The sequence below is a fragment of the Kitasatospora gansuensis genome (genome assembly GCF_014203705.1).
In the GTDB taxonomy this organism is placed as follows: Bacteria; Actinomycetota; Actinomycetes; order Streptomycetales; family Streptomycetaceae; genus Kitasatospora; species Kitasatospora gansuensis.
The window spans coordinates 7,398,352-7,420,073 of sequence record NZ_JACHJR010000001.1; the positions used below are offsets into that span (position 1 = coordinate 7,398,352).

At 72.1% G+C, this 21,722-nt stretch carries 19 protein-coding genes, 2 tRNA genes and 1 pseudogene; 11 read left to right on the forward strand and 11 right to left on the reverse strand.

The genetic code is table 11. The annotated features are described in order from the left end of the window. Positions 1–224 precede the first annotated feature (224 nt). The 3 genes from F4556_RS33375 to F4556_RS33385 all read left to right on the forward strand — a co-directional run bounded on the left by F4556_RS33375 (position 225) and on the right by F4556_RS33385 (position 3,463). Complete coding sequence (locus F4556_RS33375) at positions 225–1,244, forward strand: LacI family DNA-binding transcriptional regulator (protein WP_313068996.1); 1,020 nt, start codon at positions 225–227, stop codon at positions 1,242–1,244. Positions 1,245–1,388: 144 nt separating this feature from the next. After that, the gene (locus F4556_RS33380; RefSeq protein WP_313068997.1) at positions 1,389–2,885 is read left to right on the forward strand and encodes a glycoside hydrolase family 10 protein; all 1,497 of its coding nucleotides are present in this window, start codon (positions 1,389–1,391) and stop codon (positions 2,883–2,885) included. A 74-nt stretch (positions 2,886–2,959) separates the two neighbouring features. Further along, positions 2,960–3,463 carry a GNAT family N-acetyltransferase gene (locus F4556_RS33385; protein WP_184922852.1) on the forward strand — a complete coding sequence of 168 codons (504 nt, stop codon included), beginning with the start codon at positions 2,960–2,962 and terminating at the stop codon, positions 3,461–3,463. On the opposite strand, the gene F4556_RS33390 is transcribed toward F4556_RS33385, so the two are convergent. The 7 genes and pseudogenes from F4556_RS33390 to F4556_RS38715 all read right to left on the reverse strand — a co-directional run. Next, positions 3,454–4,107, reverse strand: a complete 654-nt coding sequence (locus F4556_RS33390; protein ID WP_184922854.1) for a lysophospholipid acyltransferase family protein — start codon at positions 4,105–4,107, stop codon at positions 3,454–3,456. The genes F4556_RS33385 and F4556_RS33390 overlap by 10 nt on opposite strands. Positions 4,108–4,242: 135 nt before the next feature. Next, the gene (gene secD, locus F4556_RS33395) at positions 4,243–6,561 is read right to left on the reverse strand and encodes a protein translocase subunit SecD (RefSeq protein WP_184922856.1); all 2,319 of its coding nucleotides are present in this window, start codon (positions 6,559–6,561) and stop codon (positions 4,243–4,245) included. A 186-nt stretch (positions 6,562–6,747) separates the two neighbouring features. After that, the gene (locus tag F4556_RS33400; protein WP_184922857.1) at positions 6,748–7,164 is read right to left on the reverse strand and encodes a hypothetical protein; all 417 of its coding nucleotides are present in this window, start codon (positions 7,162–7,164) and stop codon (positions 6,748–6,750) included. Between the two features lie 115 nt (positions 7,165–7,279). Continuing rightward, positions 7,280–11,209 (reverse strand): nSTAND1 domain-containing NTPase, encoded by a 3,930-nt coding sequence (locus F4556_RS33405; RefSeq protein ID WP_184922858.1) that lies wholly within the window; start codon positions 11,207–11,209, stop codon positions 7,280–7,282. Further along, positions 11,206–11,607: a hypothetical protein gene (locus F4556_RS33410; RefSeq protein ID WP_184922859.1), complete on the reverse strand. Its 402-nt coding sequence runs from the start codon at positions 11,605–11,607 to the stop codon at positions 11,206–11,208. The genes F4556_RS33405 and F4556_RS33410 overlap by 4 nt, the downstream gene beginning before the upstream one ends. Positions 11,608–11,676: 69 nt before the next feature. Beyond that, positions 11,677–12,762, reverse strand: a complete 1,086-nt coding sequence (locus F4556_RS33415; RefSeq protein WP_184922860.1) for an LLM class flavin-dependent oxidoreductase — start codon at positions 12,760–12,762, stop codon at positions 11,677–11,679. 36 nt (positions 12,763–12,798) lie between these two features. Then, positions 12,799–13,002, reverse strand: a pseudogene (locus F4556_RS38715) (DNA starvation/stationary phase protection protein); the annotation flags it as partial. Between the two features lie 347 nt (positions 13,003–13,349). Between F4556_RS38715 and F4556_RS33420 the strand changes: the two are divergent. Further along, positions 13,350–14,114, forward strand: a complete 765-nt coding sequence (locus tag F4556_RS33420; protein ID WP_184922861.1) for a glycoside hydrolase family 12 protein — start codon at positions 13,350–13,352, stop codon at positions 14,112–14,114. Positions 14,115–14,172: 58 nt separating this feature from the next. On the opposite strand, the gene F4556_RS33425 is transcribed toward F4556_RS33420, so the two are convergent. Then, positions 14,173–15,651 (reverse strand): alpha/beta hydrolase family protein, encoded by a 1,479-nt coding sequence (locus tag F4556_RS33425; protein WP_184922862.1) that lies wholly within the window; start codon positions 15,649–15,651, stop codon positions 14,173–14,175. Between the two features lie 233 nt (positions 15,652–15,884). On the opposite strand from F4556_RS33425, the gene F4556_RS33430 reads away from it, so the two are divergent. The 4 genes from F4556_RS33430 to F4556_RS33445 all read left to right on the forward strand — a co-directional run bounded on the left by F4556_RS33430 (position 15,885) and on the right by F4556_RS33445 (position 18,127). After that, a complete protein-coding gene (locus F4556_RS33430; protein WP_184922863.1) occupies positions 15,885–17,084 on the forward strand; it encodes a sensor histidine kinase in 1,200 nt (399 codons plus the stop codon). After that, positions 17,081–17,749 carry a response regulator gene (locus F4556_RS33435; protein WP_184922865.1) on the forward strand — a complete coding sequence of 223 codons (669 nt, stop codon included), beginning with the start codon at positions 17,081–17,083 and terminating at the stop codon, positions 17,747–17,749. The genes F4556_RS33430 and F4556_RS33435 overlap by 4 nt, the downstream gene beginning before the upstream one ends. Positions 17,750–17,970: 221 nt before the next feature. Then, positions 17,971–18,046: transfer RNA gene (locus F4556_RS33440), tRNA-Gln, on the forward strand. A 1-nt stretch (position 18,047) separates the two neighbouring features. Beyond that, a tRNA-Tyr gene (locus F4556_RS33445) sits at positions 18,048–18,127 on the forward strand. A gap of 17 nt (positions 18,128–18,144) precedes the next feature. On the opposite strand, the gene F4556_RS33450 is transcribed toward F4556_RS33445, so the two are convergent. Beyond that, complete coding sequence (locus F4556_RS33450; RefSeq protein WP_184922867.1) at positions 18,145–18,441, reverse strand: WhiB family transcriptional regulator; 297 nt, start codon at positions 18,439–18,441, stop codon at positions 18,145–18,147. A 249-nt stretch (positions 18,442–18,690) separates the two neighbouring features. Between F4556_RS33450 and F4556_RS33455 the strand changes: the two genes are divergently transcribed. The 3 genes from F4556_RS33455 to F4556_RS33465 all read left to right on the forward strand — a co-directional run bounded on the left by F4556_RS33455 (position 18,691) and on the right by F4556_RS33465 (position 20,097). Continuing rightward, the gene (locus tag F4556_RS33455) at positions 18,691–19,056 is read left to right on the forward strand and encodes a PRC-barrel domain-containing protein (RefSeq protein ID WP_184922869.1); all 366 of its coding nucleotides are present in this window, start codon (positions 18,691–18,693) and stop codon (positions 19,054–19,056) included. Between the two features lie 161 nt (positions 19,057–19,217). Continuing rightward, on the forward strand, positions 19,218–19,607 hold the full coding sequence (locus F4556_RS33460; RefSeq protein WP_184922871.1) for an STAS domain-containing protein: 390 nt from the start codon (positions 19,218–19,220) through the stop codon (positions 19,605–19,607). Positions 19,608–19,611: 4 nt separating this feature from the next. Further along, a complete protein-coding gene (locus F4556_RS33465; RefSeq protein ID WP_184922873.1) occupies positions 19,612–20,097 on the forward strand; it encodes an ATP-binding protein in 486 nt (161 codons plus the stop codon). 83 nt (positions 20,098–20,180) lie between these two features. Here F4556_RS33465 and F4556_RS33470 read toward each other — a convergent pair whose 3' ends face one another. Both F4556_RS33470 and F4556_RS33475 read right to left on the reverse strand, forming a co-directional pair. Next, entirely contained in the window at positions 20,181–21,056 is an 876-nt protein-coding gene (locus F4556_RS33470) for a SigB/SigF/SigG family RNA polymerase sigma factor (RefSeq protein ID WP_184922875.1), read from the reverse strand. A gap of 113 nt (positions 21,057–21,169) precedes the next feature. Continuing rightward, positions 21,170–21,580 (reverse strand): SsgA family sporulation/cell division regulator, encoded by a 411-nt coding sequence (locus tag F4556_RS33475; RefSeq protein WP_184922877.1) that lies wholly within the window; start codon positions 21,578–21,580, stop codon positions 21,170–21,172. Positions 21,581–21,722 lie beyond the last annotated feature (142 nt).

The following is a 21,722-nucleotide window of genomic DNA, read 5'->3' on the forward strand; positions in this document are numbered from 1 at the left end:
AGCGCGGTGGCCGCAGCAGTCGCGGCAAATCTCGAACCCATACCCTGCCCTCGGTTTCGAATGTTTCGGTTATATTGCCGAATGTTGTGGGAAACTTAGGGCCGTGCCAGTCGCCAGTCAAGGGGTTCGGCGGGATCGGATCCGGCCCGCCGAGGGGCTAGCATTCGGGCCGTATGCAGGCCGACAACGGTGTTCGCCCAGCAGGGGCAGTGCAGGAGGTACTCGTGACCAGAGCAGCCACGCTCGCCGAGATCGCGCAGGAGGCGGGGGTTTCCGCGCCGACTGTTTCGAAAGTTCTGAACGGACGGGCCGACGTCGCCCCGGCCACCAGGGAGCGGGTGGAGGACCTGCTGCGCCGGCACGGCTACCGGCGGCGGCGCGGCACCGCCCAGGCCGCCCCGCTGCTCGAGCTGGTCTTCCACGAGCTGGAGAGCGTCTGGGCGATGGAGGTCATCCGCGGGGTCGAGAACGTGGTCCGCGAGGAGGGTCTGGGGATAGTGCTCTCGGAGTCCTCCGGCCGGCTCAGCCCCGGCCAGTCCTGGGTGGACGGGGTGCTCGCCCGCCGCCCCACCGGCGTCCTGCTGGTGCTGTCCGGCCTGGACCGCGCCCAGCAGCAGCAACTGGCGGGCCGGGACATCCCGTTCGTGGTGCTGGACCCGGCCGGCGACCCCGGCCAGGGGGTGCCCGCGGTCGGCACCACCAACTGGGACGGCGGCCTCGCCGCCACCCGCCACCTGCTCGACCTCGGCCACCGCCGGATCGGCCTGATCGGCGGCCCGGCCCGGATGATGTGCAGCCGGGCCCGCGCCGACGGGTACCGGGCGGCGCTCGACATCGCGGGCATCGCGTACGACCCGGAGCTGGTCCGCGAGGGCGACTTCCACCACGAGTCCGGGCGCCGGGTCGGCCTGGAGCTGCTGAGCCTGCCGGACCGGCCGACCGCCGTCTTCGCGGGCAACGACCTGCAGGCGCTCGGGCTGTACGAGGCCGCCCGTGAACTGGGCCTTCGCATCCCGGAGGACCTCAGTGTGGTCGGCTTCGACGACCTCTCGCTGGCCCGCTGGGTCGGCCCGCCGCTGACCACCGTGCGCCAGCCGCTGACCGAGATGGCCGAGGTCGCGACCCGCCTGGTGATCGACCTGGCCAGGGGCGTGCAGCCCGGCACCCTGCGGGTGGACCTGGCCACCAGCCTGGTGGAGCGCAGCAGCACCGCCCCGCCCCGGTCGGTCCGCGCGAACGGTTGACGGACGGCCGGACCGGCCCTAGGGTCACCGATCGGAATCGGCATGGACAGCGAAAGTTTCGAAGACTTCGCCTCCCGTCGGCCTTCCGTGCCCCACCGCACGTCCAGCTCTTTCCCCCACCCGAGAAGAGAAGGGACCACGCCGGTGCCCGTCCGTACGCTCCGCACCCCCCACCCGAGGAACGCCCGTCGCGCCCTCGGCACCGTCGCCGCCACCGTCACCGCCGCCGCCCTGGCGGCGGCCGCCCTGCTGCCGGCCGGCCAGGCCGGCGCGGCAGGGCCGAGCCTGCGCACCCTCGCCGAGTCGAAGGGGATCTACTTCGGTACCGCGATCTCCCAGTTCGACCTGGGCAACGCCACCATCACCGGCCTGGCGAGCAGCCAGTTCGGCATGCTGACCCCCACCAACGAGATGAAGTGGGACACCGTCGAGTCCTCGCCGGGCAACTTCAACTTCGGTCCCGGCGACCGGCTGGTCTCCTTCGCCCAGGCCAACTCCATGAAGACGCGCGGCCACACGCTGGTCTGGCACAGCCAACTCCCGTCCTGGGTCAGCAACCTGCCGAACAGTCAGGTGCAGGGCGCGATGCGCAACCACATCACCACCACGGCGACCCACTACAAGGGCAAGCTCTACGCCTGGGACGTGGTGAACGAGATGTTCAACGAGGACGGCAGCTTCCGTAACGACGCCTTCTACCGGGCGATGGGCAGCGGCTTCGTCGCCGACGCGCTGCGCACCGCCCGGGCCGCCGACCCGAGCGCCAAGCTCTACCTGAACGACTACAACACCGAGGGCCTGAACGCGAAGAGCGACGCCATGTACAACCTGGCGAAGTCGCTCAAGAGCCAGGGCGTCCCGCTGGACGGCATCGGCTTCCAGGGCCACTTCATCCTCGGTCAGATCCCGTCCAGCCTGAAGGCCAACCTGGAGCGGTTCACCGCGCTCGGCCTCGAGGTCGCCATCACCGAGCTCGACGTCCGGATGCCACTGCCCGCGGACGGCGCCAAACTGGCCCAGCAGGGACGCGACTTCGCGAGTGTGACCAACACCTGCCTGGCCGTCAAGGGCTGCGTCGGCATCAGCCAGTGGGCCGTCGGTGACCCCGACTCCTGGGTCCCCGGCACCTTCCCCGGTGAGGGCGCCGCCACCCTGTACGACAACAACTACCAGCCGAAGCCCGCCTACACCGCCACGGTCAACGCCCTCGGCGCCTCCACCGCCAGTCCTTCGCCGTCCACCTCCCCGTCCAACTCACCGAGCCCGAGCCCGAGTCCGAGTTCCAGCCCGAGCCCGACGTCGAGCCCGAGTCCGACCGGTGGGGCCACCTGCAAGGTGACCGGGGAGATCAACGCCTGGAACACCGGCCTGACCGAGAACCTGACCATCACCAACACCGGTTCCACCACCGTCAACGGCTGGGCGCTGGCCTTCACGCTGCCCGGCGGCCAGACCGTCACCAACGGCTGGAACGCGACGGTCAGTCCCGCCACCGGCCAGGTCACCGCTCGGAACCTCAGCTACAACGGCACCATCGCCCCCGGCGGCTCGGTCTCCTTCGGATTCCAGGCCACCCACTCCGGGAACGCGGGCCCGGCCGGTCAGTTCAGCCTGAACGGCGTTGCCTGCAGCACCGCCTGACGACCCCACGGCACCTCGCCCCGCCGCTCCGTGCGGCGGGGCGAGGTGCCGTGCGACCTTGGTAGCGTGCCGGGATGGGAATGACTGTCACGTACCTGGAGATGACCGGTCCCGGGGAGCTGAAGCCCGGTCGGACCGTGCCGGCGTTGGAACTCCGGCGTGAGGCGGGGCTGTCGGCGCTGGTCCGCTCCGTCCAGGCCCGGGTCGGCGCGGCCTACGGGTGGCGCAGTTCGACGCGCTCCGAGCAGGACTGGCAGGAACTGGCGCTGGCGCACCCGCTCCGCCAGTACTGGCTGCTCATGCTGGCGGGCGAGACGGCCGGGATCGCGGCACTGGAGCCCCAGCCCGGCGGGGACGTGGAGATCCGCACCTTCGGACTCCTGCCGGAGTACGTCGGCCAGGGCCTCGGCGGGCACGCCCTGACCCTGGCCCTGCAACAGGCATGGGCGACCGAACCGTTGGAGGCGGAGGCCGTCCGCCGGGTGTGGCTGCACACCAACTCCAACGACCACCCGAGCGCGCTCGGCAACTACCGGAGCCGGGGGTTGCGCGTCTACCGCACCGAGGTTCAGGAGTAGCGGTCGGTCAGGTGCCCTTCCGCGGCGCGCCAAGCCGTGGTGACGGCGTGGTGGGCGGCGGCGGTCGCCTCGGTGATGTCGCCGGGCAGCCGGACCGGGGCGCCGAGGTGCACGTGCAGGGCGGGTCGGCGCAGCGGGGCGGTGGCGAAGCCGGCGAGTTGCTTGGTGGTGCTGCCCGAGCTGAGTCGCCGGGCGCCGCACTGGCCGAGCGGTACCACGGGGGCACCGCTCGCTGTGGCGAGGCGGGCCGGGCCGGTTCGGAACGCGCGTGGCTCGGCGTCTCGGGGGTCCCGGCGCTTGGGCAGGCCGCCCTCGCCGTAGATCAGTACGACGCGGCCTGCCGCGAGCGCGGCGGCGGCCAGGTCGAGGGCCTCGGCCGCCCGGGCCGTACCGCGCTGGACCGGAATGTGCCGGCCGGCCCGCAGCACTGCGCCGAGCGCTGGCACCCGCCACAGACCGGCAGCTGCCATCACCACCGGCTCGGTACCCAGTCGGTGCAGTGCGGCCAGCACCACCCCGGGGTCGGCGAGGGAGCTGTGGTTGGCCACCACGATGCTGCCCGGAGCGATCGGGCCCGGCAGTTCGGAGGTGACGGACAGTCGGCCGAGGACGGGTACCAGCGTGCTGGCGATCCGGCTGAGCATGGACGGTTCCTTTCGTCGCCTCGGGCGAGGCCATGACCCCATCCTCGTGGATCGCCGCTGGTGGCGGCTTGAGTACCCGTACTCACCTGGGACGGCACGTGCCGTCGTCAGCCCAGGGTGTGCCGCTGAAGGACTTCAGACCACGGCCCCGTTGCGGGGCCGTGCCGGGCTGCTCGGGTGCGGCGGCTGGGTGTCGCGCGGTCGGTCAGGGAAGCGTCCCTGGAGCAGGACGATCACCGGCATGGCCGTGAACACGGTGGACGCCATGCCCAGGAGGACCCCCGCGAGCAGGGCCACCGAGAAGTCGGTGAGCGAGTCACCGCCCAGGAAGGCCAGCGAGATCAGGACAAACAGCGCGCCCATGCCGGTGTTCACCGTGCGGGGAAGGGTCTGCGCGACGGCGTGGTCCGCGAGCTCCGACCGGTCCGACGACGGGCTGGTGCGGCGTAGTTCGCGCAGGCGGTCCAGGACCACCACCGTGTCGTTGACGGAGTATCCGACGATGGTGAGCAGCGCGGCGAGGAAGACGCTGTCCACGGGCTTGCCCAGCCAGGCGAAGAGGCCGACGACGAGCAGCACGTCGTGCACCATGGCTGCCACCGCCGCGGCGGCGTACGTCCAGCGGAACCGGACGGTGAGGTACAGGAGTTGGGCCGCGACCGCGAGGCCGAGGGCGATCAGGGCGTAGTTGCGCAATTCGCTGCCGAGGCTCGGTCCGATCAACTCGTCGCTTTCCAGGGACACTTGACCGGTGACCTTGGTGAGCGCCGCCTGGATTCGCTGCTGCTGGTCGTCGCCGGTCTCCTTGGTGCGGACGGACACGCCCGCGTCGCCGGTGGTCTGCACGACGGCCTGCGGGAAGCCGGCGTCGACCACCGCTGCTCGGGCGGCGTCCGCGTCGACGTGTCGGGCGGCGGTGTACTGCGTCACCCGGCCGCCGGTGAACTCGACCCCGAAGTCCAGGCCGCGCACGCCGATCCCGGCCACGGCGAGCAACAGCAGCCCGGCGCAGATGCTCAGCCAGCGCCGCCGGTGGCGCATCAGCCGGGGCGGTCGCCGGGTCAGGCGGGAGCGCAGCCGGCCGGTGCCCGCGATGCCGGTCAGGGCGGGCCGCCGGGCGACGGCCGGCCGCCGGACCGCCCATTCGGCGAGCAGCCGGGTGATCACCATGGTGGAGACCATCGAGGCCAGCACACCGATCGAGAGCGTCACCCCGAAGCCCTTGACCGGCCCGGTCGCGAAGACGAAGAGCAGCCCGGCGGCGAGCAGCGTCGTGACGTTCGAGTCGGCCACCGCGCTCCACGCCTTGGCGAACCCGGTGCGCAGCGGGCGGCTCAGGTCGTGTTCCGCTCCGGGGGCCGTCTCGCGGCGCTTGGTGTACTCCTCCCTGGCCCGTTCGAACACGAGCACGTTGGCGTCCACGGCGATGCCGATGGCGAGCACGAACCCGGCCAGCCCCGGCAGCGTCAGCGTGGCGCCGAGCGCGACCACGGCGGCGTACGAGATCAGCCCGTAGAGCGTGAGCGCGACGGTGGCCAGCAGACCGAGCAGTCGGTAGACCACGATGACGAAGACCCCGGTGCACAGCAGGCCGATGCCCGCGGCGAGCGCGCTGGCCTGGATCGCCGCGGCGCCGAGGGTGGGGCCGACGGTGCTCTGCTCGATCGCCGTCACCGGGACGGGCAGGGCGCCGCCCTTCACCAGGGCCGCCAGGTCGTGGGCCTCGTCGGCCGAGAAACCGCCCGTGATCTGTGCCGACCCGCCGGGGATGCCCCGCCCGCAGGGCACGCTGTTCTGCATCCCGGGGGCGGACACGATCCGGTCGTCGAGCACGATCGCCACCCGCCGGGCGGGGTCTGACGGTGCGGCACACGCGGCGTCCGCCGTGAGCCGGGCCCAGGTGTCGCCGGCCGTGCCGCGGAAGGAGAGGTCGATGCTCCAGCCACGGCCGGAGCTGGAGTCGAGGGTCGCCTCGGCGTCGTCGACGCCCTCGCCCGTCAAGGCCGTCGGGCCCAGCCGCAGGTGCCTGCCGGGTGCGTCCGGATCGGCGAGGACCCGTGAGCCGTCCGCAGCCGGAGACCCGTCCGGGCCGTCGGCGGCCGCGGTGACGGCGTGGAAGGTGAGTTGGGCGGTCCGGCCGATGACCTCGGCGGCCTTGCGGGGGTCCTGGACGCCGGGGAGTTCGACGACGATGCGCCGCTCCCCGGAGCGGGCCAGGGTGGGTTCGGCCACGCCGAGGCCGTCGACCCGGCCGCGCAGCACCTCCAGGGCCCGGTCGGTGGCGGCCGCGTCGGCGCGGACGGTGGGCGAGTCCTGGCTCTCCAGGACGATACGGGTCCCACCGCGCAGATCGAGTCCGAGGCGGGCGGGTGTGGTCAGGGCGACGTAGAACGAGACCCCGACGATGGCGAGCGCGACGAGCGCGCGCCAGAACGTGGCACGGCGAGAGGGCATGAGTACTCCACGGGCGGTCCATGGGATCGGTGTGTCCGCGCGCAGGCGGACGCCACCACCCGGGGACGGGCGGACGCAAGGGGATGACGCACCGTCAGGACGGTCCGGCGCAGGGCGGCCGGAAGCCTCTTGCGTCCCGGGCCGCGGGCATGCCGCGGCTCCCGGAACGGCGGGCGCGTGAAAACGTCAGCTGTGCCAGGTGGAGGGAGGACCGCGGGTGTACCGCGGGTCGTACACGTCACGGGGCGGCGCCCGCTCCTGGCGCGGTCCCGCGACGAACGCCCCGAGCAGAGGCCCCGGACCGGCCGTGTGCACTAGCGGGAGCAGGGCCGGCGGGAAGCCGGGCAGCCGTACGGCGGGCTCCGCGGCCGTGGTCCGCTGCTGGACGGTGTCGGACCGGTCGTGCTCCGCTGTGCGCCGGACTTCCGGGCGGGCCGGGCCGCTGCGTAGGGGCGGGGCGGGCGAGGCGGACGGGGCCGCCAGTGGGCCGGGGGTCGCGTTGGCGCCGGGGGCCGCGCCGAGGAAGACCAGCAGCAGGGCCCAGGTGACGAGGAGCAGGCACGGCAGCGCGGCCGCGACGGTCGGCCGGACGTGTCGGTTCATCCCAGCCCCCCTCGGCACTTGTTCCCCATCTGGCCCGCCCGGTAACGGACTTACTGTAGGTGTACGACGGTGCACCGTCCAGGCCGGCGCCGACTACGCGCCGCTGGCGAGGGCGTCACCGCGGGCAGGTCTGCTCGTAGGGCAGGCCGGACGCGTACGTCTTCGTCCAGACCTGCTCGGCCAGGCCGGTGCCCACGAGCCGGCAGTCGAGGCCGGTGGTGTTGGTGACGGTCGTGGGCAGGTCGCCGAGGTCCCACAGTTGGACAGCCCCGCCCTCCTCGGGGAGCAACATCAGCGTCCGGCCGTCCGGGCTGAACCGGACGTCCTGCGCGGTCTGTTCCAGCGTCACCGCGAGGACGGGCAGGGCAGGGTCGGTGACGTCCCAGAGCCGGACGGCGCCGTGCTTCTCGGCGGTCACCAGCAGGTGACCGCCGGGGTGGTAGCCGACCTGGACGGAGTTCCTGGCCGGCACGGAGCCGAGCGGGTGGGCACCGACGGCCTGGTCGGCCGGCCACAGGCTGACCTCCTCGTCACTCCCGCGCCCGGCCTCCGCCAACCGGTGTCCGTCGGGGCTGAAGGCCGCCCGGTCCATCCCCGACAGCGAGGGTCGCGGCCAACGCCGGTCATCTGCCGGGAGGTTGGCGTGACGCACGCGGACAGGCGCCGACGGGTCCGACACGTCCCAGAGGGAGCCCGACAGGGCCAGCAGCCGGCCATCCGGGCTGAAGGCGGTGGGGGTGGCCGCGACGATGAACGGCACCGCGAGCGGCTTCGGGTCCTCGGTGTCGTGGAGCAGCTGGTTCAACGACTCGTGCAGGTACGAGCGGGTGGGCACCGGCGTACCGGTGTCCCAGAGAGCGACCCAGGTGTTGCCGGCGCCGTTCGTCTTGCCCGAGGCGGCCAGCGTGGCGGTCCGGGGGCTGAAGGCCAGCGAGGTCACACCCGTGGGAGTGGCCAGCACGGCCCGCCGCTGCGGCCGGTCGGTGTCGGTCACGTCCCAGAGCACGATCTCGCCGTGGTCGGAGTTGGCGTCCGCGATGGTGCCCGCGGCCAAGGCGGTGCCGTCCCGGTTGAACGCCACCGTCTGCACCGGTTGCGCGGACTGGCTTCGCAGCGGCGGCAGTTCACGCGGCCGGGCCGGGTCGGTGACGTCCCACCGGTGGATGTCACCGCCGAAGCCGCCGACCGCGAGACGGTGGCCGTCGGGACTGAACGCGGTGCCCTCCGGGTTCGGATCGCCGCTCGGGAAGGTCGCCGCGAGGCCGGGCGCGGTGCGTGGGGTGACGCGCCAGCGCGAGATCGAGCCCGGGAGGAGGGACGGGCTGTCGACCGTGACGACGTGCCGGCCGTCGGCACCGAACGCGAACCCGGCCAGATCGGCCGGACACGGGATCCGGGTCGGCCCGGCCGGTCGGGCCGGGTCCGTGAGTTCCCACAACTGGGCCCGTCCCCCCTCGGACGCGGTCAGGATGCCACGCCCGTCGGGCCGGAAGGCGGCCCCCGTGACCCGGGTCGGATGCTCCAGTACGGCGATCCGCCTGGGCGCGGCCGGGTCGGTGAAATCCCACAGGGCGAGCCGGGCCCCGATCCCCACCGCCAGCACCGGGGCGGTCGGGCTGACGGTGAGCGGTCCTTGGAAGCCGAGTTCGCGGAAGACGGCACGGGGCCGGCGCAGATCCTGGACGTTCCAGAGCTGCCAGCCGGAGTAGTGCGTGATGGAGTTCCCGTCGAACGAGAAGTCCGTCTTGCGCAGCTCGGCGGCCGTGACCAGGGTGCGCCCGTCGGGGCTGAACCGTACGGTGTCGGCGTCGGTCGCGGCGGTCGGCTCGGAGAGCCTGCGGGGCGAGGCGGGGTCTCCGAGGTCCCAGAGGGTCAGCGTGCCGTCCGCGCCGCCGGCCACCACCGCCAGCGTTCTGCCGTCCGGGCTGAAGGCGGCATCCGTCACCTTGTCCGCGCCCGCTCGGAAGGGCAGGCGGCGGGGCCGCTCACGGTCCGTCAGATCCCACAGCGACAGCTCGTGGACGGCCTGGGAGCCGAGGTCACTGGTGACCACGGCCAGCAGCCGTCCGTCGGGGCTCGCCGAGACGTGGGCCACCGGCTCGGGGAAGTCGGCCAGGGTGGCCAGTCGGCGCGGGCGGACGGGATCGGCGGTGTCCCACAGGTCGACGGACTTGGCGCGGTAGGCGCTGCTCGCCAGCAGGGTGCCGCTCCGGAGGAAGGTGGCGATGCCGTCCGCCCGGCCGAGTACCCCGTCGGGTGACGCCCCGTCGAACCGGGTCTGCTGAAGGGTGGTCAGCAGACCGTGCCCGCCCTCCGGAGTCGGGTCGACCCGCTGGGCCGTCAGGCTGAGCTGAAGGGAGGTCCGGGGGTCACTGTCGCGGAGGTTCTCGGCCTGCGCCCTGAGCGCCCGGCCGACGGCCAGGCGGGTCTGCTTCTCCGCCTCCGTGCGCTGCGTGTCGGCCCGGGTGCTCTGCGACTGTGCGGTGACGGCGCCGACGACGGCGAGCAGGGTCAGCACGACCAGGGTCGCCACCGCACCGCGGAACAGCGCGGTGGTCCGGCGAGCCAGCCGGAGCGAGGCGTCGAGGAAGTCGGCGGCGGTGGGGCCGAGGCCGTCGCGGTCGGTCCGGTCCGCCCACGTGCGGGCGTCCGCCAGCCGGCTGCCCCGGTAGAGGTGGGCCCGGTCGCGGTCCTTCCCGGCCCAGGCCGCCGCGTCCTCCTCGAGCTGCTGACGCAGCAGGTTGTCGGCCCGGTGGGCGTCCACCCAGTGCCGCAGCAGGGGCCAGGCCCGCAGGAGGGCCTCGTGGGTGATGACCACCGTCTCCCGCTGCCGGGTGAGCAGCCGCCGTTCGGTGAAGCCGGTCAGCACCGCCTCGGCCACCGCTGGGTCGATCCCCTCCGTCAACTGCTCGACGGGCAGGGGTCGTCGGGTGTCGTCGGTGCCCTCGCCGATCCGGACCAGGCGCCGGAACATCACCTGGGCGGCCTGCCGACCGCGATCGTCCAAGCCGCTGTGGACGTCCTCTGCGCTCCGGGCGACCGCGCCCCGGATGCCTCCGGTGGCGAGGTAGGCCGACAGGGTCAGCGTCCGGTCGCCCTGCAGCCTCCGCCAGGTCTGCCGGAGCGCGTGCGCCAGGTGCGGAAGCCGGCCGGGTTCGTAGCCCTCCTCGGTACCGAGGTCGGTCAGCAGCAGCTCGACCAGCCCCTCCGCCACCTCCACGCCGAGTGCTTCGGCCGGCGAGACGATGGCCTGGCGCAGCTCCGTCCGGTCCATCGGCTCGACCAGGACCTGACGGTGCTTCAGGGCCTCGCGCAGCGGCCGGTACCGGGTGCAGTGGCCGTAGAAGTCCGCCCGCAGGCCGTACACGACCAGTGCGGGCCCGTCCGGTCGGGCCAGCCGCTCCAGCGCGGTGACGAACCGCTGCCGTTCACGCTCGTCGGTGACGAGGGTGAACAGCTCCTCGGCCTGGTCGACGACCACCACCAGGCGGCCGGCCTTCCGCTCGGCGAGTGCGGCGCGCAGATGGCGGGCCAATTCGTCTGGTCCGCTGTCCAGTTGCTCTGCGATCCGGCCCGGCGTACTGTCCGTCAGCACGGCCAGCTGCGTGGTCAGCGCGGCCATCGGCGCGGCGGTCGGGGTGAACACCAGGCAGGGCCAGTGACGCGAACCCGGCAGTGCGCCCAGGGCCAGGTCCGGTACGAGGCCGGCCCGCAGGAGCGAGGACTTGCCCGCGCCGGAGGCGGCCACCACGGCCAGGGCGCCGCCCCGTTCCAGGCACTCGTCCAGACGGTCCGTCAGCCGGGCGCGCAGGGCGTCCCGGCCGAAGTACCACTGCGCCTGTTCGGGACCGAAGGCGCTCATGCCGGGATAGGGGCACTCGTCGACCGGGTCCGGATCCGGCCGCACCCGGTGAGCGCCGTCCTCGTAGTGCAGGTGCAGGTCCCCGCCGGCGATGTACTGGCTCCCGGCCGCCACGTAGATGGTGGCGGATCCGGAGGCGTACGCCTCCAACCGGACCTCGGGCCTGCTCTCCTCGGTGGTCACCGGTTGTTGACGTGCACGTCGCCCCCGGCCATGTAGATCGTGGCGTGGTCGGAGGCGGTGCCGCGCACCACCCGGCTGCCCTGGGCCGCCTCGGGCGCCAACGGGCCCAGCTCGGCCAGCAGTTCGCGCAGGTCACCGGCGAGTTCCGGGTCCGCCGCGAGCAGGCTGCGCAGCCGGGTGCGCCACACGATCTGCAGCTCTCCCTCGGTCTGACGGTTCGTCAGCAGCTCGGTGCGGGTCTCGACCAGTTCGGCCTCGATCGTCTCCACCTCTTCCGGACGGCGCCGCCGCCACACGGCCGCGACCGCCCGCTTGGCGCTCTCCCAGCCGTCCGTCGCCATCATCCCGACCACCGTGGTCGCCGCCGACGACGCCAGCGCCATCAGTTCCGCATCCATGGTTGGACCCCCTCCTCCGGTACTGAACTGACGCCCACCATAGCCGTCTGCGTGCACACGGTCAGGGCTTCATGCGGTCACCCCGACTACGGAGGCGAGCAGGGAGTGGTGGGTCGGCGCCTCGGGTACGTCGGCCGGCCGGCCCTTCGCGAACTCCTCGCGCAGCACCGGTACGACCTCCTCGCCCAGCAGGTCGAGTTGCTCCAGGACGGTCTTCAGCGGAAGTCCCGCGTGGTCCATGAGGAACAGCTGGCGCTGGTAGTCGCCGGCGTACTCGCGGAACGACAGGGTCTTCTCGATGACCTGCTGCGGTGACCCGACGGTCAGTGGGGTCCGGTCGGTGAAGTCCTCCAGGGACGGCCCGTGCCCGTACACCGGCGCGACATCGAAGTACGGCCGGAACTCGCGTACCGCATCCTGGGAGTTCTTCCGCATGAAGACCTGGCCGCCCAGGCCCACGATCGCCTGCTCCGGGGTGCCGTGCCCGTAGTGGGCGTACCGCGTGCGGTAGAGCTCGACCATGCGCTTGGTGTGCTCGGCGGGCCAGAAGATGTTGTTGTGGAAGAAGCCGTCGCCGTAGTACGCGGCCAGCTCGGCGATCTCCGGTGAGCGGATCGAGCCGTGCCAGACGAACGGCGGTACGCCGTCCAGCGGGCGCGGGGTCGAGGTGAAGCCCTGCAGCGGGGTGCGGAACTTCCCATCCCAGTCCACCACGTCCTCGCGCCACAACCGGTGCAGCAGGTGGTAGTTCTCGACGGCGAGGTTGATGCCCTGCCGGATGTCCTGGCCGAACCACGGGTACACCGGGCCGGTGTTGCCGCGGCCCATCATCAGGTCGACCCGGCCGTCGGCCAGGTGCTGGAGCATGGCGAAGTCCTCGGCGATCTTCACCGGGTCGTTGGTGGTGATGAGGGTGGTCGCGGTGGAGAGAATCAGCTTCTCGGTCTGCGCCGCGATGTAGGCGAGCATGGTGGTCGGCGAGGACGGCACGAACGGCGGGTTGTGGTGCTCACCGGTCGCGAAGACGTCGAGACCGACCTCCTCGGCCTTCAGCGCGATGGCGACCATGGCCTTGATGCGCTCGCGCTCGGTCGGCGTCCGCCCGGTGGTGGGGTCCGGTGTGACGTCACCGACGCTGAAAATTCCGAACTGCACGGTTTCCTCCGGGATATCAGGTGATGCAGTGGCTCGTCAGGCGCGGACCAGCGGCGTGTCGGCCAGGCGCTCGGCCACGAACCAGGCCGGCCCTCGGCGGTCCGGGCGGCGGCGTCGTGGGCGTCGATGAGGATGCTCTCATGGGGCGGCCGGCGGCCGGGACAGCATGGCCGGTACTTCCTCAACTCCGTCCGGGGGCCGCGGGATCGACCTGATCTCGGCGACGTGCCGGGGATCGCCCTCCTGGATCACCTCGCCCTTCTGGTGCAGCCAGGGCGGGCTGCTGTCGATGCCATTCGAAGCGCTTCGACACTGACGCTTCGACAGTTCCGTCCGAGGGTGAGAGAAATGTGTCTTCCTGTGCAAAGCATTGCTGTTGAAGCGCCCCATCATTACTGTCCACAGACGCAAGCGCTTCGACGCTTCGCACCTGCGTGTGCAGTCGGCCAACTGCGCACGCAGTTCGGACGGGGTTGAGTCGCGCCGTCCCGAGCCCGGACTCGCCGGCGAGCGACACCTCGCGGCGCCGGAGTCCGCCACCAGACCGGGGGGTCCGCCACAGCCCATCGCCGTCCTTGGAGGGACACATGAGATGGCAAGCCGTTAAATCCATCAGCAGCAAGTCGGTCGGTTTCGGTCGGCTGGCCGTGATCGGCGCCGTGACAGCCGGGCTCCTGAGCTTCGCGTCTCCGGCGCAGGCCCAGGTGTACTCCACCTGCGACCAGTGGGGTCAGTACACCCAGGGCAGCTGGACGATCTTCAACGACGTCTGGGGCCAGAACCGCGGCCCGCAGTGCCTGACCGTGAACAGCATCAAGTCCTGGTACGTCGACGCCAACCACTCCGGCGGCGGGATCAAGTCCTACCCGAACACCGGGGTCCGGCCCCAGACGCCCCTGTCGCAGTTGAACTCGGCGGGCTTCTGGTACAACACGTCGTCGGCTCCCGTCTCCGGCAGTGACTGGTGGAACTGGACGAGCGACATCTGGTCGGCCGGCAACCAGGACGAGATCATGGTCTTCACCAGCTGGTCCGGGACGGCAGGCGGCTGGGGACGGCAGATCGGGTCCAACGTGACCATCGGCGGGATCCTGTACTCGTCGGTCTGGCAGGCCGATCCCGGCTGGAACGTTCTGCAGCTCATCCCCGCCCGGCAGAGCAATACCGGCACCATCGACGCCTCGGCGGTCTGGCGATGGGCCGCGTCGCAGAACCTCCTGCGCAACACCAATTTCGACAACATGCAGTTCGGCATCGAGATCACCTCGACCAGCGGTGTACAGAAGCGGTACTCGCTGAACGCCTACAGCGCCTGGTGGAACAACACCTCCGGCGGCGGATCGACCATCTAGCCGCGAGGCGAACGCCGGAGCGATTCCCGAACGCATGCCTTTCCGCCGGGCCTGTGGCTCAAGACCGGTGGACGCTGAGCTCGCCGTAGGCCGACAGGTCGCCGGCCAGGTCGCCGGGCTTGTTCCGCAGGGTGGCGTCCAGGAAGGCGAGCGTGGTGGCGGCCACGACGTGCGGGCCCTCGTTGCGGCCCAGGGTTCCGACGATCGAGGGCACGGGCGGCAGGTAGAGGGGGCCGTCCATGAAGGTGAGGTGTGCGGCGCCGGGGACGGTGAGCCGGTAGGTGGTCGCGGTGCTGTGATCGAGGGCCTCGGTGAGACGGGGCAGGTAGCGCGGGTCGGTGCCGGGGGTGATGGCCTGGGTGAGCGCGAGCGTCGGCTGACCGAGGGTGGGCGAGGTCGGGCCGTGGGGGTAGCCGTCCAGGTCGATGACGGCGTCGAACCGGCGGTCCTGCCGGGCCGCCTGCAGAGCGGCGGCGCCACCTGTCGAGTGTCCGGTGACCGCGACTCGGGCGGTGTCGAGGCGTCCGGTCAACGGGTCCGCGATCTCACCGCGGTCCAGAGCGTCCAACTGCGTGAGGACGAAGCCGAGATCGGCGGCCCGGACGGCCGTCCAGCCGACCGCGAGCTCGTTGTCCTTGTCCCGGTCCCCGGTGGAGGCGATCGCGGTGTCGACGGTCCGACCGTCGGCGAGGACGACGGCGGCGGAGTCGTACGGGTGGTCGAGGGCGGCGACCAGATAGCCGTGGCTGGCCAACTCCTCGGCCCAGGCGGTGTTCTGGGTACGTACGCCACCCGACCCGGGAGAGAACAGCACGACCGGGAACCGTTCGCCCCCACCGGCCACCGGGGCGTCGAAGACCGACCGGCTGCGGGCGTGCGGGACACCGTCGACCAGGAAACCCGGCAGGCCGACCGCGCGGGCGAGGGCCGTGGAAACGGTCCGCGCCTCCTGCTCCGTGCGCCCGAGGTACTGGGCCCGCGGCGCGCCGGCGGGGCTCTGCTGCGCGGGGTACCAGAGCTGGACCACCACCGTGCGCCGGTCGTTCGGATCGGCGGTGAAGCTCTCCGGGCGGAGCGGGTCGGTCCACTGCATCACTCGGGTGCCGACCGCGAACTCGCCTGTGGGCCGGGGGAATTCGGGCACCGGAAAGGCCCAGGCGACCACCGGGCCGGTGGCGATCGAGCCGACGCAGACCAGTGTTCCCGGCAGTGCCAGCCACCAGCGGGCCCGCCACGCCGTCCGGCCGGTGAAGCGGCGCAGCACGGGGGAGAGGGCGAACGGCGTCGCGAGGGCGGCGCCCGCCAGTACCGGCAGCAGCTGCCAGCGGATCCCCGCCACGCTCAGCGCGATCGCGGACGGCACGAGGACCGCCATCGCCGCGATCGTGACGCGTGGTCGGAGGACGGGAGGAAGCCAGCGGGCCGGCACCAGCGTGACGGCACTCAGCAGGACAAGGATTTCCAGGGGGGACATGTACAGCCCCGTGATGATCTCGGTCACCCGGCCATCCTCGGCGTCGGGTACGCGCTGCCGCATCGATCCCGGGTCGCGGTTCGAGACAGGTGCCGATCCGACCGGGGTGGCAGGTGAGCAGGCCGGATCAGCGGCCGCCTTGCGACCACGGTAGGTACGGAGTCTCCTCCTCCGGTCGTACCCCGGTACGGTTCCCTCGGCCGGTGGGCTCATGTGCTCCGCGCGCCGACCGCCTAGCGTGACAGGGCCGCGGTACGTGCCGGGTGCACCATGATGCCGATCGACAGGAACGTGTGATGACCGAGGCGGCCCCCGGACGAGTGGCGCGACTGCTGGGGTTCGTCCGGCGTTGGGGGCTCCGACTGCCGCCCGTGGTGCGGGACTTGCTGTTGCCGGCGCTGCTCCTGCTCCACATCCTGACCACCGGCGCGCCGCCGCGGGAGCTCCTGGTGGGTGTGGCCCTCACCGCCGGCCTCGCGCTGCCGCTGCTGTGGCGGCGCCGGGCCCCGCGGGCGGTCTTCGGAGCCGTGGCGGCCGCGGCCTTCGTCCAGTGGCTGATGGACGTTCAACTACCGGCAGACGTAGCCTTGTTGGTCGCTCTCTACACAGTGGCCGCGAGCTCGGGCCGGCGCGCCACGCTGGTCGCCGGTGCCGTCGCGGAGGGCGGCGCGTTGCTGGCCTGCCTGCGCTGGACGACCGAGGGCGCCTTCCTGGCCCCCTTCGTCGCGGTGACCGCCACGGTCGTCGCCGCCGCCGTGCTGGGTGTGAACGTGCGGACCACGCGCGCCTACCTGGCGGCCCTGGAGGAACGGGCCGCGCGTCTGGAGCAACAGCAGGACCAGCAGGCACGGTTGGCCGTCACCGAGGAGCGGACGCGGATCACCCGGGAGATGCACGACATCGTCACCCACAACCTGTCCGTCATGGTCGCGCTCACCGACGCCGCCGTCTACGCGCAGCACCGGTCACCCGACAAGGCCACCACCGCGATGCTCCGGATCTCCGAGACGGGCCGCCAGGCCCTGACCGACATGCGGCGCTCGTTGGGCATCCTGCGGACCGACGAACCGGACGGGGAACGCCACCCGTTGCCCGGCATCGCCCAACTGGCGGCCCTCGCGGGCCAGATGTGCGCTGCCGGACTGCCGACCCGGGTCGAGGTCGAGGGCGGCCACACCCACCTGCCCGCCACCGCACAACTGACCGTCTACCGCCTGGTCCAGGAGGCTCTGACCAACACCCTCAAGCACACACCCGCCGGCACCCGGGCGAGGGTCCGGATCCGGTGCTCGACCGAGACCGTCACCGTGGACGTCACCGACACCGGCCCCTGCCCGCCACGTCCCGGTGCCGCACCGTCGGGCCACGGCATCCCCGGCATGCGCGAGCGCTCCGCCGCCTACGGCGGGACGTTGCGGTCCGGGCCGCTTCCGGGCGGTGGCTGGGGAGTTCACACCCGCCTCTTCCTCGACAGCGGCGGAACGGCGTCCGCGTGACGATCCGCGTCCTGATCGCCGACGACGAAGCGCTGCTCCGGATGGCGTTCGGCATGGTCCTGGAGGCCCAGCCCGACATGGCGCCGGTCGGCGAAGCCGCGGACGGTGCCCAAGCCGTCGACCTCGCCCGGGAGTTGCGCCCCGACGTGGTCCTGATGGACGTCCGGATGCCCGGGACCGACGGGATCGAGGCGACCCGGCAGGTCGTCCGGGCCTCCCCGCGAAGCAGGGTGCTGATCCTCACCACCTTCGACCTGGACGAGTACGCCTTCGCCGGACTCAGCGCCGGGGCTTCGGGCTTCCTCCTGAAGAACACCAGGCCCGAGGAGCTGCTCACCGCGATCCGCAACGTGGCCGCGGGCGACGCGGTGGTCTCGCCCCGGATCACCCGCCGCCTGCTGGAGTCCTTCCGCCCGCACATCCCCGACGGCGGCAGCGCCGCCCGCGACCGTGCCGAGCGGCTGAACCGGCTCAGCACCCGTGAGCGCGAAGTGCTGGTCCAGGTGGGCTGCGGCCTGTCCAACACCGAGATCGCGGCCACCCTCCACCTCGCGGAGGCGACCGTGAAGTCCCACCTGGGGCGAATCCTGCACAAGCTCGACCTCCGCGACCGGGTACAGGCCGTGATCTTCGCCTACGAGAGCCGCCTCATCCACCCGGCCTGACGATAATCGGTTGCCCACGCATGGCGCTGTGGCGCAGAGTTGGCGCATCAGCCCGCACCGCCCGAAGAGAGGAACGCAGTCGTGAGCAGCAGCCGGTCGTATCAGCGTTCCTCGAGCTCACAGCAGAGCCAGGGACATCCCACCGGACGGTAGAACGGCTGAAACGCCGGGCCGCCCACGGGACTTCCCGTCCGGGCGGCCTTTCTCGTGCCGCCCCGCAGTGCCGGATGGTGCAACTGGCAGCACGCCTGATTCTGGATCAGGAGACTCGGGGTTCGAATCCTCGTCCGGCAGCCAAGGGCGAGCTGGGCATTGGAGAGCCCAAGGGTCTGTAACACCCCCGCTTCTGCTGTGCCGGTTCGACTCCGGCCTCGCCCACATAGACCGACGGCACGTCAGGCGACCCGACCCCTGCGCCGGTTCCGGCGCAGGAGCGCCGCCCGTTCGTCCTCGGTGAGCCCGCCCCACACGCCGTACGGCTCGCGGACCGTCAGCGCGTGGGCGAGGCACGCGGAACGGACCGGGCAGCGGACGCAGACCCGCTTCGCCGCGGTGTCCCGGTCGTCGTGGGCCTGGCCGCGCTCTCCCGCCGGGTGGAAGAACAGGGCGGCGTCCTGGCCGCGGCAGGCGGCGCGCTGCTGCCAGTCCCAGTGCTGGTCGAGGGCGCCGGGCAGGCGCGAGATGTCGGTCATCGGTTCCCTCCTCCGAGTGGAAGTCCGGTGGAGTCCAGTCGTCCCTGCCTCCACCGGGTCGGCGGCGCGGCCGAGCGCCGCACGCACGTTCCGGTCCTCCGTCTCACCCCGTTCCGCCCGGCCAAACCCCCGGGCTCCGCGACCACCACCGGAGCGGGTGGCATGAAGTCCTGGGGCGGGGGCAGCCGGAGGTGCAGGACGCGCCCGGCGGGAAGGGCCCGCAACGGCGCACGAGGAGAGGAAGCCCGCATGAGCGGCGTCGAGATCTGGAAGTTCCGCTCCACCTCCGGCCACGTCTCCGGTCACGATCTGATCGGCTATCACGTCGAGGCCACCGACGGCCGGATCGGCAAGGTCGACAAGCACTCGGACGAGACGGACTCCGCCTACCTCGTGGTCGACACCGGCCCCTGGATCTTCGGCAAGCACGTCCTGCTCCCGGCCGGCACCGTCCTGCGCGTCGACCAGGCCGAACAGGTGGTCCACGTCGACCGCAGCAAGGACGAGATCAAGAACGGCCCCGCGTTCAACCCGTACGAGCACGAGATCGACCGGGGCTACCGGGAGGCGTACGGCGCCTACTACGGCCCGTTCTACCGCGGCCCGTTCGCCTGACCGGAGGTCAGGTCCCGGTGGCCGGGGCCGGGGCTGGTGCGCCGGGTGGGTGCCGCGATCGCGGGCTACCACCCGGCGGGCCGCCAGCCTAAGGTCGTGACGGGAAGCACCGCTCCGCCACAGCTGTCGTGCACCGAACGGACCCGGAAGGCCTGACCGCATTGAGTACCGACAGAACCGGCCCGCAGGCCGCTGCCCTCACCGTGACGTCCCGGACCGAACCGGACGGTTCGATCGTCTGCCGGCTCTGCGGCGAGCTGGATCTCGATTCGCTGTCCGCCGCCAAGGTGGTCTTCGCACAGCACCTCGAGGCCCGGCCCGCACGGCTGCTGGTGGACCTGGAGGAGCTGACCTTCTGTGACTCCTCCGGCCTGAACCTGCTGATCAAGACCCGGCAGGCGGCCCAGGAGGTGGGCGTCGACCTGCGGCTCGGAACGCTCTCCGCCCAGGTCGAACGGCTGCTGGCGATCACCGGAGCGGGCGAGGTCTTCACCGCCCACCCCGCCGACGCCGCGGCCCGGCCCACCACCCCCGATGAGACCTTGGACTGACCCGATGACCACTGACGGGGCACCGCCGCCCATCAGCACGCCCATCCGGCCCCAGCTGCCGGCCGCGGGCCAGCGCAGACGCCTGGTGCTCAAGGGCATGCGCCGACAGGTGGCGGCCGGACGCGACTTCGGGCGGCAGGCACTCCTCGACTGGTACGCCGTCACCGGCGGCGACGAGCTGGAGGACACTCCGGCGGACGACGTGCTGCTGCTGGTCAGCGAGCTGCTGGCCAACGCGGTGATGCACGCGGGCGGCGCGCACCACCTCCTGCTGCACGGCACGGCCGACACCCTGCGGGTGGAGGTGGCCGACGGCGACCCGACCATGCCCCGCCCCCGCGCGTACCAGCCGGGCACCCCCGGCGGGCACGGGCTGCACATCGTCGGGCGGCTCGCGGACCGGTGGGGCGTGGACCTGCTGGCGGACGGGAAGGTGGTCTGGCTCGAGGTCCGGGCCGAGTGGCTGACCTCGGGTCAGCGGGCGACCTGACCGACCCGGGCGGAGTGCTCGGAACGCCGTGTCTCCCCGGCCGTACCGGCCGGGGAGACGCGGACCGCAGGTGCCGGGTGGTGTCAGTCCTCGTGGGTGAGCTCCGCACGCAGCCCGGCGAGGGTGCGGCTGAGCAGGCGCGAGACCTGCATCTGCGAGACGCCGAGCCGCTCACCGATCTCGGACTGCGTCAGCTCGCCGACGAAGCGCAGCGAGAGCACCAGCCGGTCGCGCTCCGGCAGGGCGGCGATCAGCGGCTTGAGCGACTCGAGGTCGTCGACCCGGCTGATCCGGTTGTCCTCGTAGCCCAGTCGCGCGGCGAGCCTGCTGTCCGGCGAGTCGTCCGCCAGGCGCATCTCCAGCGAGCCGGCGGTGTGGGCGTTGGTGGCGGTCATGCTCTCCACCACGTCCTCCGGGCTCACCTCCATCCGCTCGGCCAGCTCGGCCACCGTCGCCGCGCGGTCCAGCCGCTGCTCCAGCTCGTCCTGGGCCTTCACCAGCGACAGCCGTAGCTCCTGCATCCGCCGGGGCACGTGCACCGCCCAGGTGGTGTCCCGGAAGTGACGCTTGATCTCCCCGATGATCGTCGGCAGCGCGAAGGTCGAGAACTCCAGGCCCCGGTCCGGGTCGAACCGGTCGATGGCCTTGATCAGGCCCACCGTCCCGACCTGCAAGATGTCGTCCATCGGCTCCGACCCGCTGCGGAACCGCCCCGCGGCGTACCGCACCAGCGACAGGTTCAGCTCGACCAGCGTCCCGCGCACGTAGGAGTACGCCGTCGTGCCCTCCTCGAGGTCCGCCAGCCGGACCAGCAACGTCCGGGCCAGTTCCTTGGCATCGCGCGGCGCGACGGCCGAGGGGTCCTCGATCACCGGAAGACCGGCGAGCCCGGGCGGACGGGTCGTGCCTGCCGACACCGTATGCGCGGGAGTCGGCAAAACCTCACTGGACACTGCCATGACACACCTTCCGTCGTCCGGACATCCTGTTCTCCGCCGCCTACCCCCGCCCGTCGGGAGCATGCCGCACTCCCGGAAGTCGGCACCCTATGTCGGTATTTGTCCCTTTTCTCTCAGTGCTGACCCTCGGTCAGCCGGGCCAGCACCTCATCCCAGGAGATCCGCCGCCACTCCGATCCCAGCGGCACCGCCCGGTACGTCGCGGACAGGAAGGCGCGGATGTCCTCGGTCCGGAGCAGCAGCACGGCGCAGGCACCGTCCACCCAGAACTCGATCACCGTCTGCTCCGGGTCGTACGGCCGGACCCGGACGTCCCCCAACCCCGCCGAGGTCGTGACACCGTCGACCAGCAGCTTCCGGGCGAAGACCCAGGCGACCGAACTGCCCCCGAGGGCGCACCCCGCGCCGAAGGCCATGCTCACCGCGTAGGGGTCGTCGACCCGGTACTCCAGACAGGCTTCGACCTCGGGCGCTCCGAGGGCGACCAGTGCGGCCGGCACTCCGTGAGCGATTACCTCGTGCATCGTCGGACTCCTCCGTTGGCGCGAGCAGGTGTGGCACGCGTCTACCCGGAGCCCTCCAACCCATGCCGGTGAACTTCGGTCAGCTGAATGCACTCAATGGGGTGGATACGCGATTGTACGTTTCGACCTGCGCGCCCCGTCG

What these genes read in the sequence shown, in the direction of transcription:
- F4556_RS33385 (WP_184922852.1), top strand. Translation starts at nt 2,960, where the DNA reads ATGGGAATGACTGTCACGTACCTGGAGATGACCGGTCCCGGGGAGCTG.
- F4556_RS33390 (WP_184922854.1), bottom strand. Translation starts at nt 4,107, where the DNA reads ATGCTCAGCCGGATCGCCAGCACGCTGGTACCCGTCCTCGGCCGACTG.
- secD (WP_184922856.1), bottom strand. Translation starts at nt 6,561, where the DNA reads ATGCCCTCTCGCCGTGCCACGTTCTGGCGCGCGCTCGTCGCGCTCGCC.
- F4556_RS33400 (WP_184922857.1), bottom strand. Translation starts at nt 7,164, where the DNA reads ATGAACCGACACGTCCGGCCGACCGTCGCGGCCGCGCTGCCGTGCCTG.
- F4556_RS33410 (WP_184922859.1), bottom strand. Translation starts at nt 11,607, where the DNA reads ATGGATGCGGAACTGATGGCGCTGGCGTCGTCGGCGGCGACCACGGTG.
- F4556_RS33420 (WP_184922861.1), top strand. Translation starts at nt 13,350, where the DNA reads ATGAGATGGCAAGCCGTTAAATCCATCAGCAGCAAGTCGGTCGGTTTC.
- F4556_RS33425 (WP_184922862.1), bottom strand. Translation starts at nt 15,651, where the DNA reads ATGCGGCAGCGCGTACCCGACGCCGAGGATGGCCGGGTGACCGAGATC.
- F4556_RS33430 (WP_184922863.1), top strand. Translation starts at nt 15,885, where the DNA reads ATGACCGAGGCGGCCCCCGGACGAGTGGCGCGACTGCTGGGGTTCGTC.
- F4556_RS33450 (WP_184922867.1), bottom strand. Translation starts at nt 18,441, where the DNA reads ATGACCGACATCTCGCGCCTGCCCGGCGCCCTCGACCAGCACTGGGAC.
- F4556_RS33455 (WP_184922869.1), top strand. Translation starts at nt 18,691, where the DNA reads ATGAGCGGCGTCGAGATCTGGAAGTTCCGCTCCACCTCCGGCCACGTC.
- F4556_RS33465 (WP_184922873.1), top strand. Translation starts at nt 19,612, where the DNA reads ATGACCACTGACGGGGCACCGCCGCCCATCAGCACGCCCATCCGGCCC.
- F4556_RS33470 (WP_184922875.1), bottom strand. Translation starts at nt 21,056, where the DNA reads ATGGCAGTGTCCAGTGAGGTTTTGCCGACTCCCGCGCATACGGTGTCG.
- F4556_RS33475 (WP_184922877.1), bottom strand. Translation starts at nt 21,580, where the DNA reads ATGCACGAGGTAATCGCTCACGGAGTGCCGGCCGCACTGGTCGCCCTC.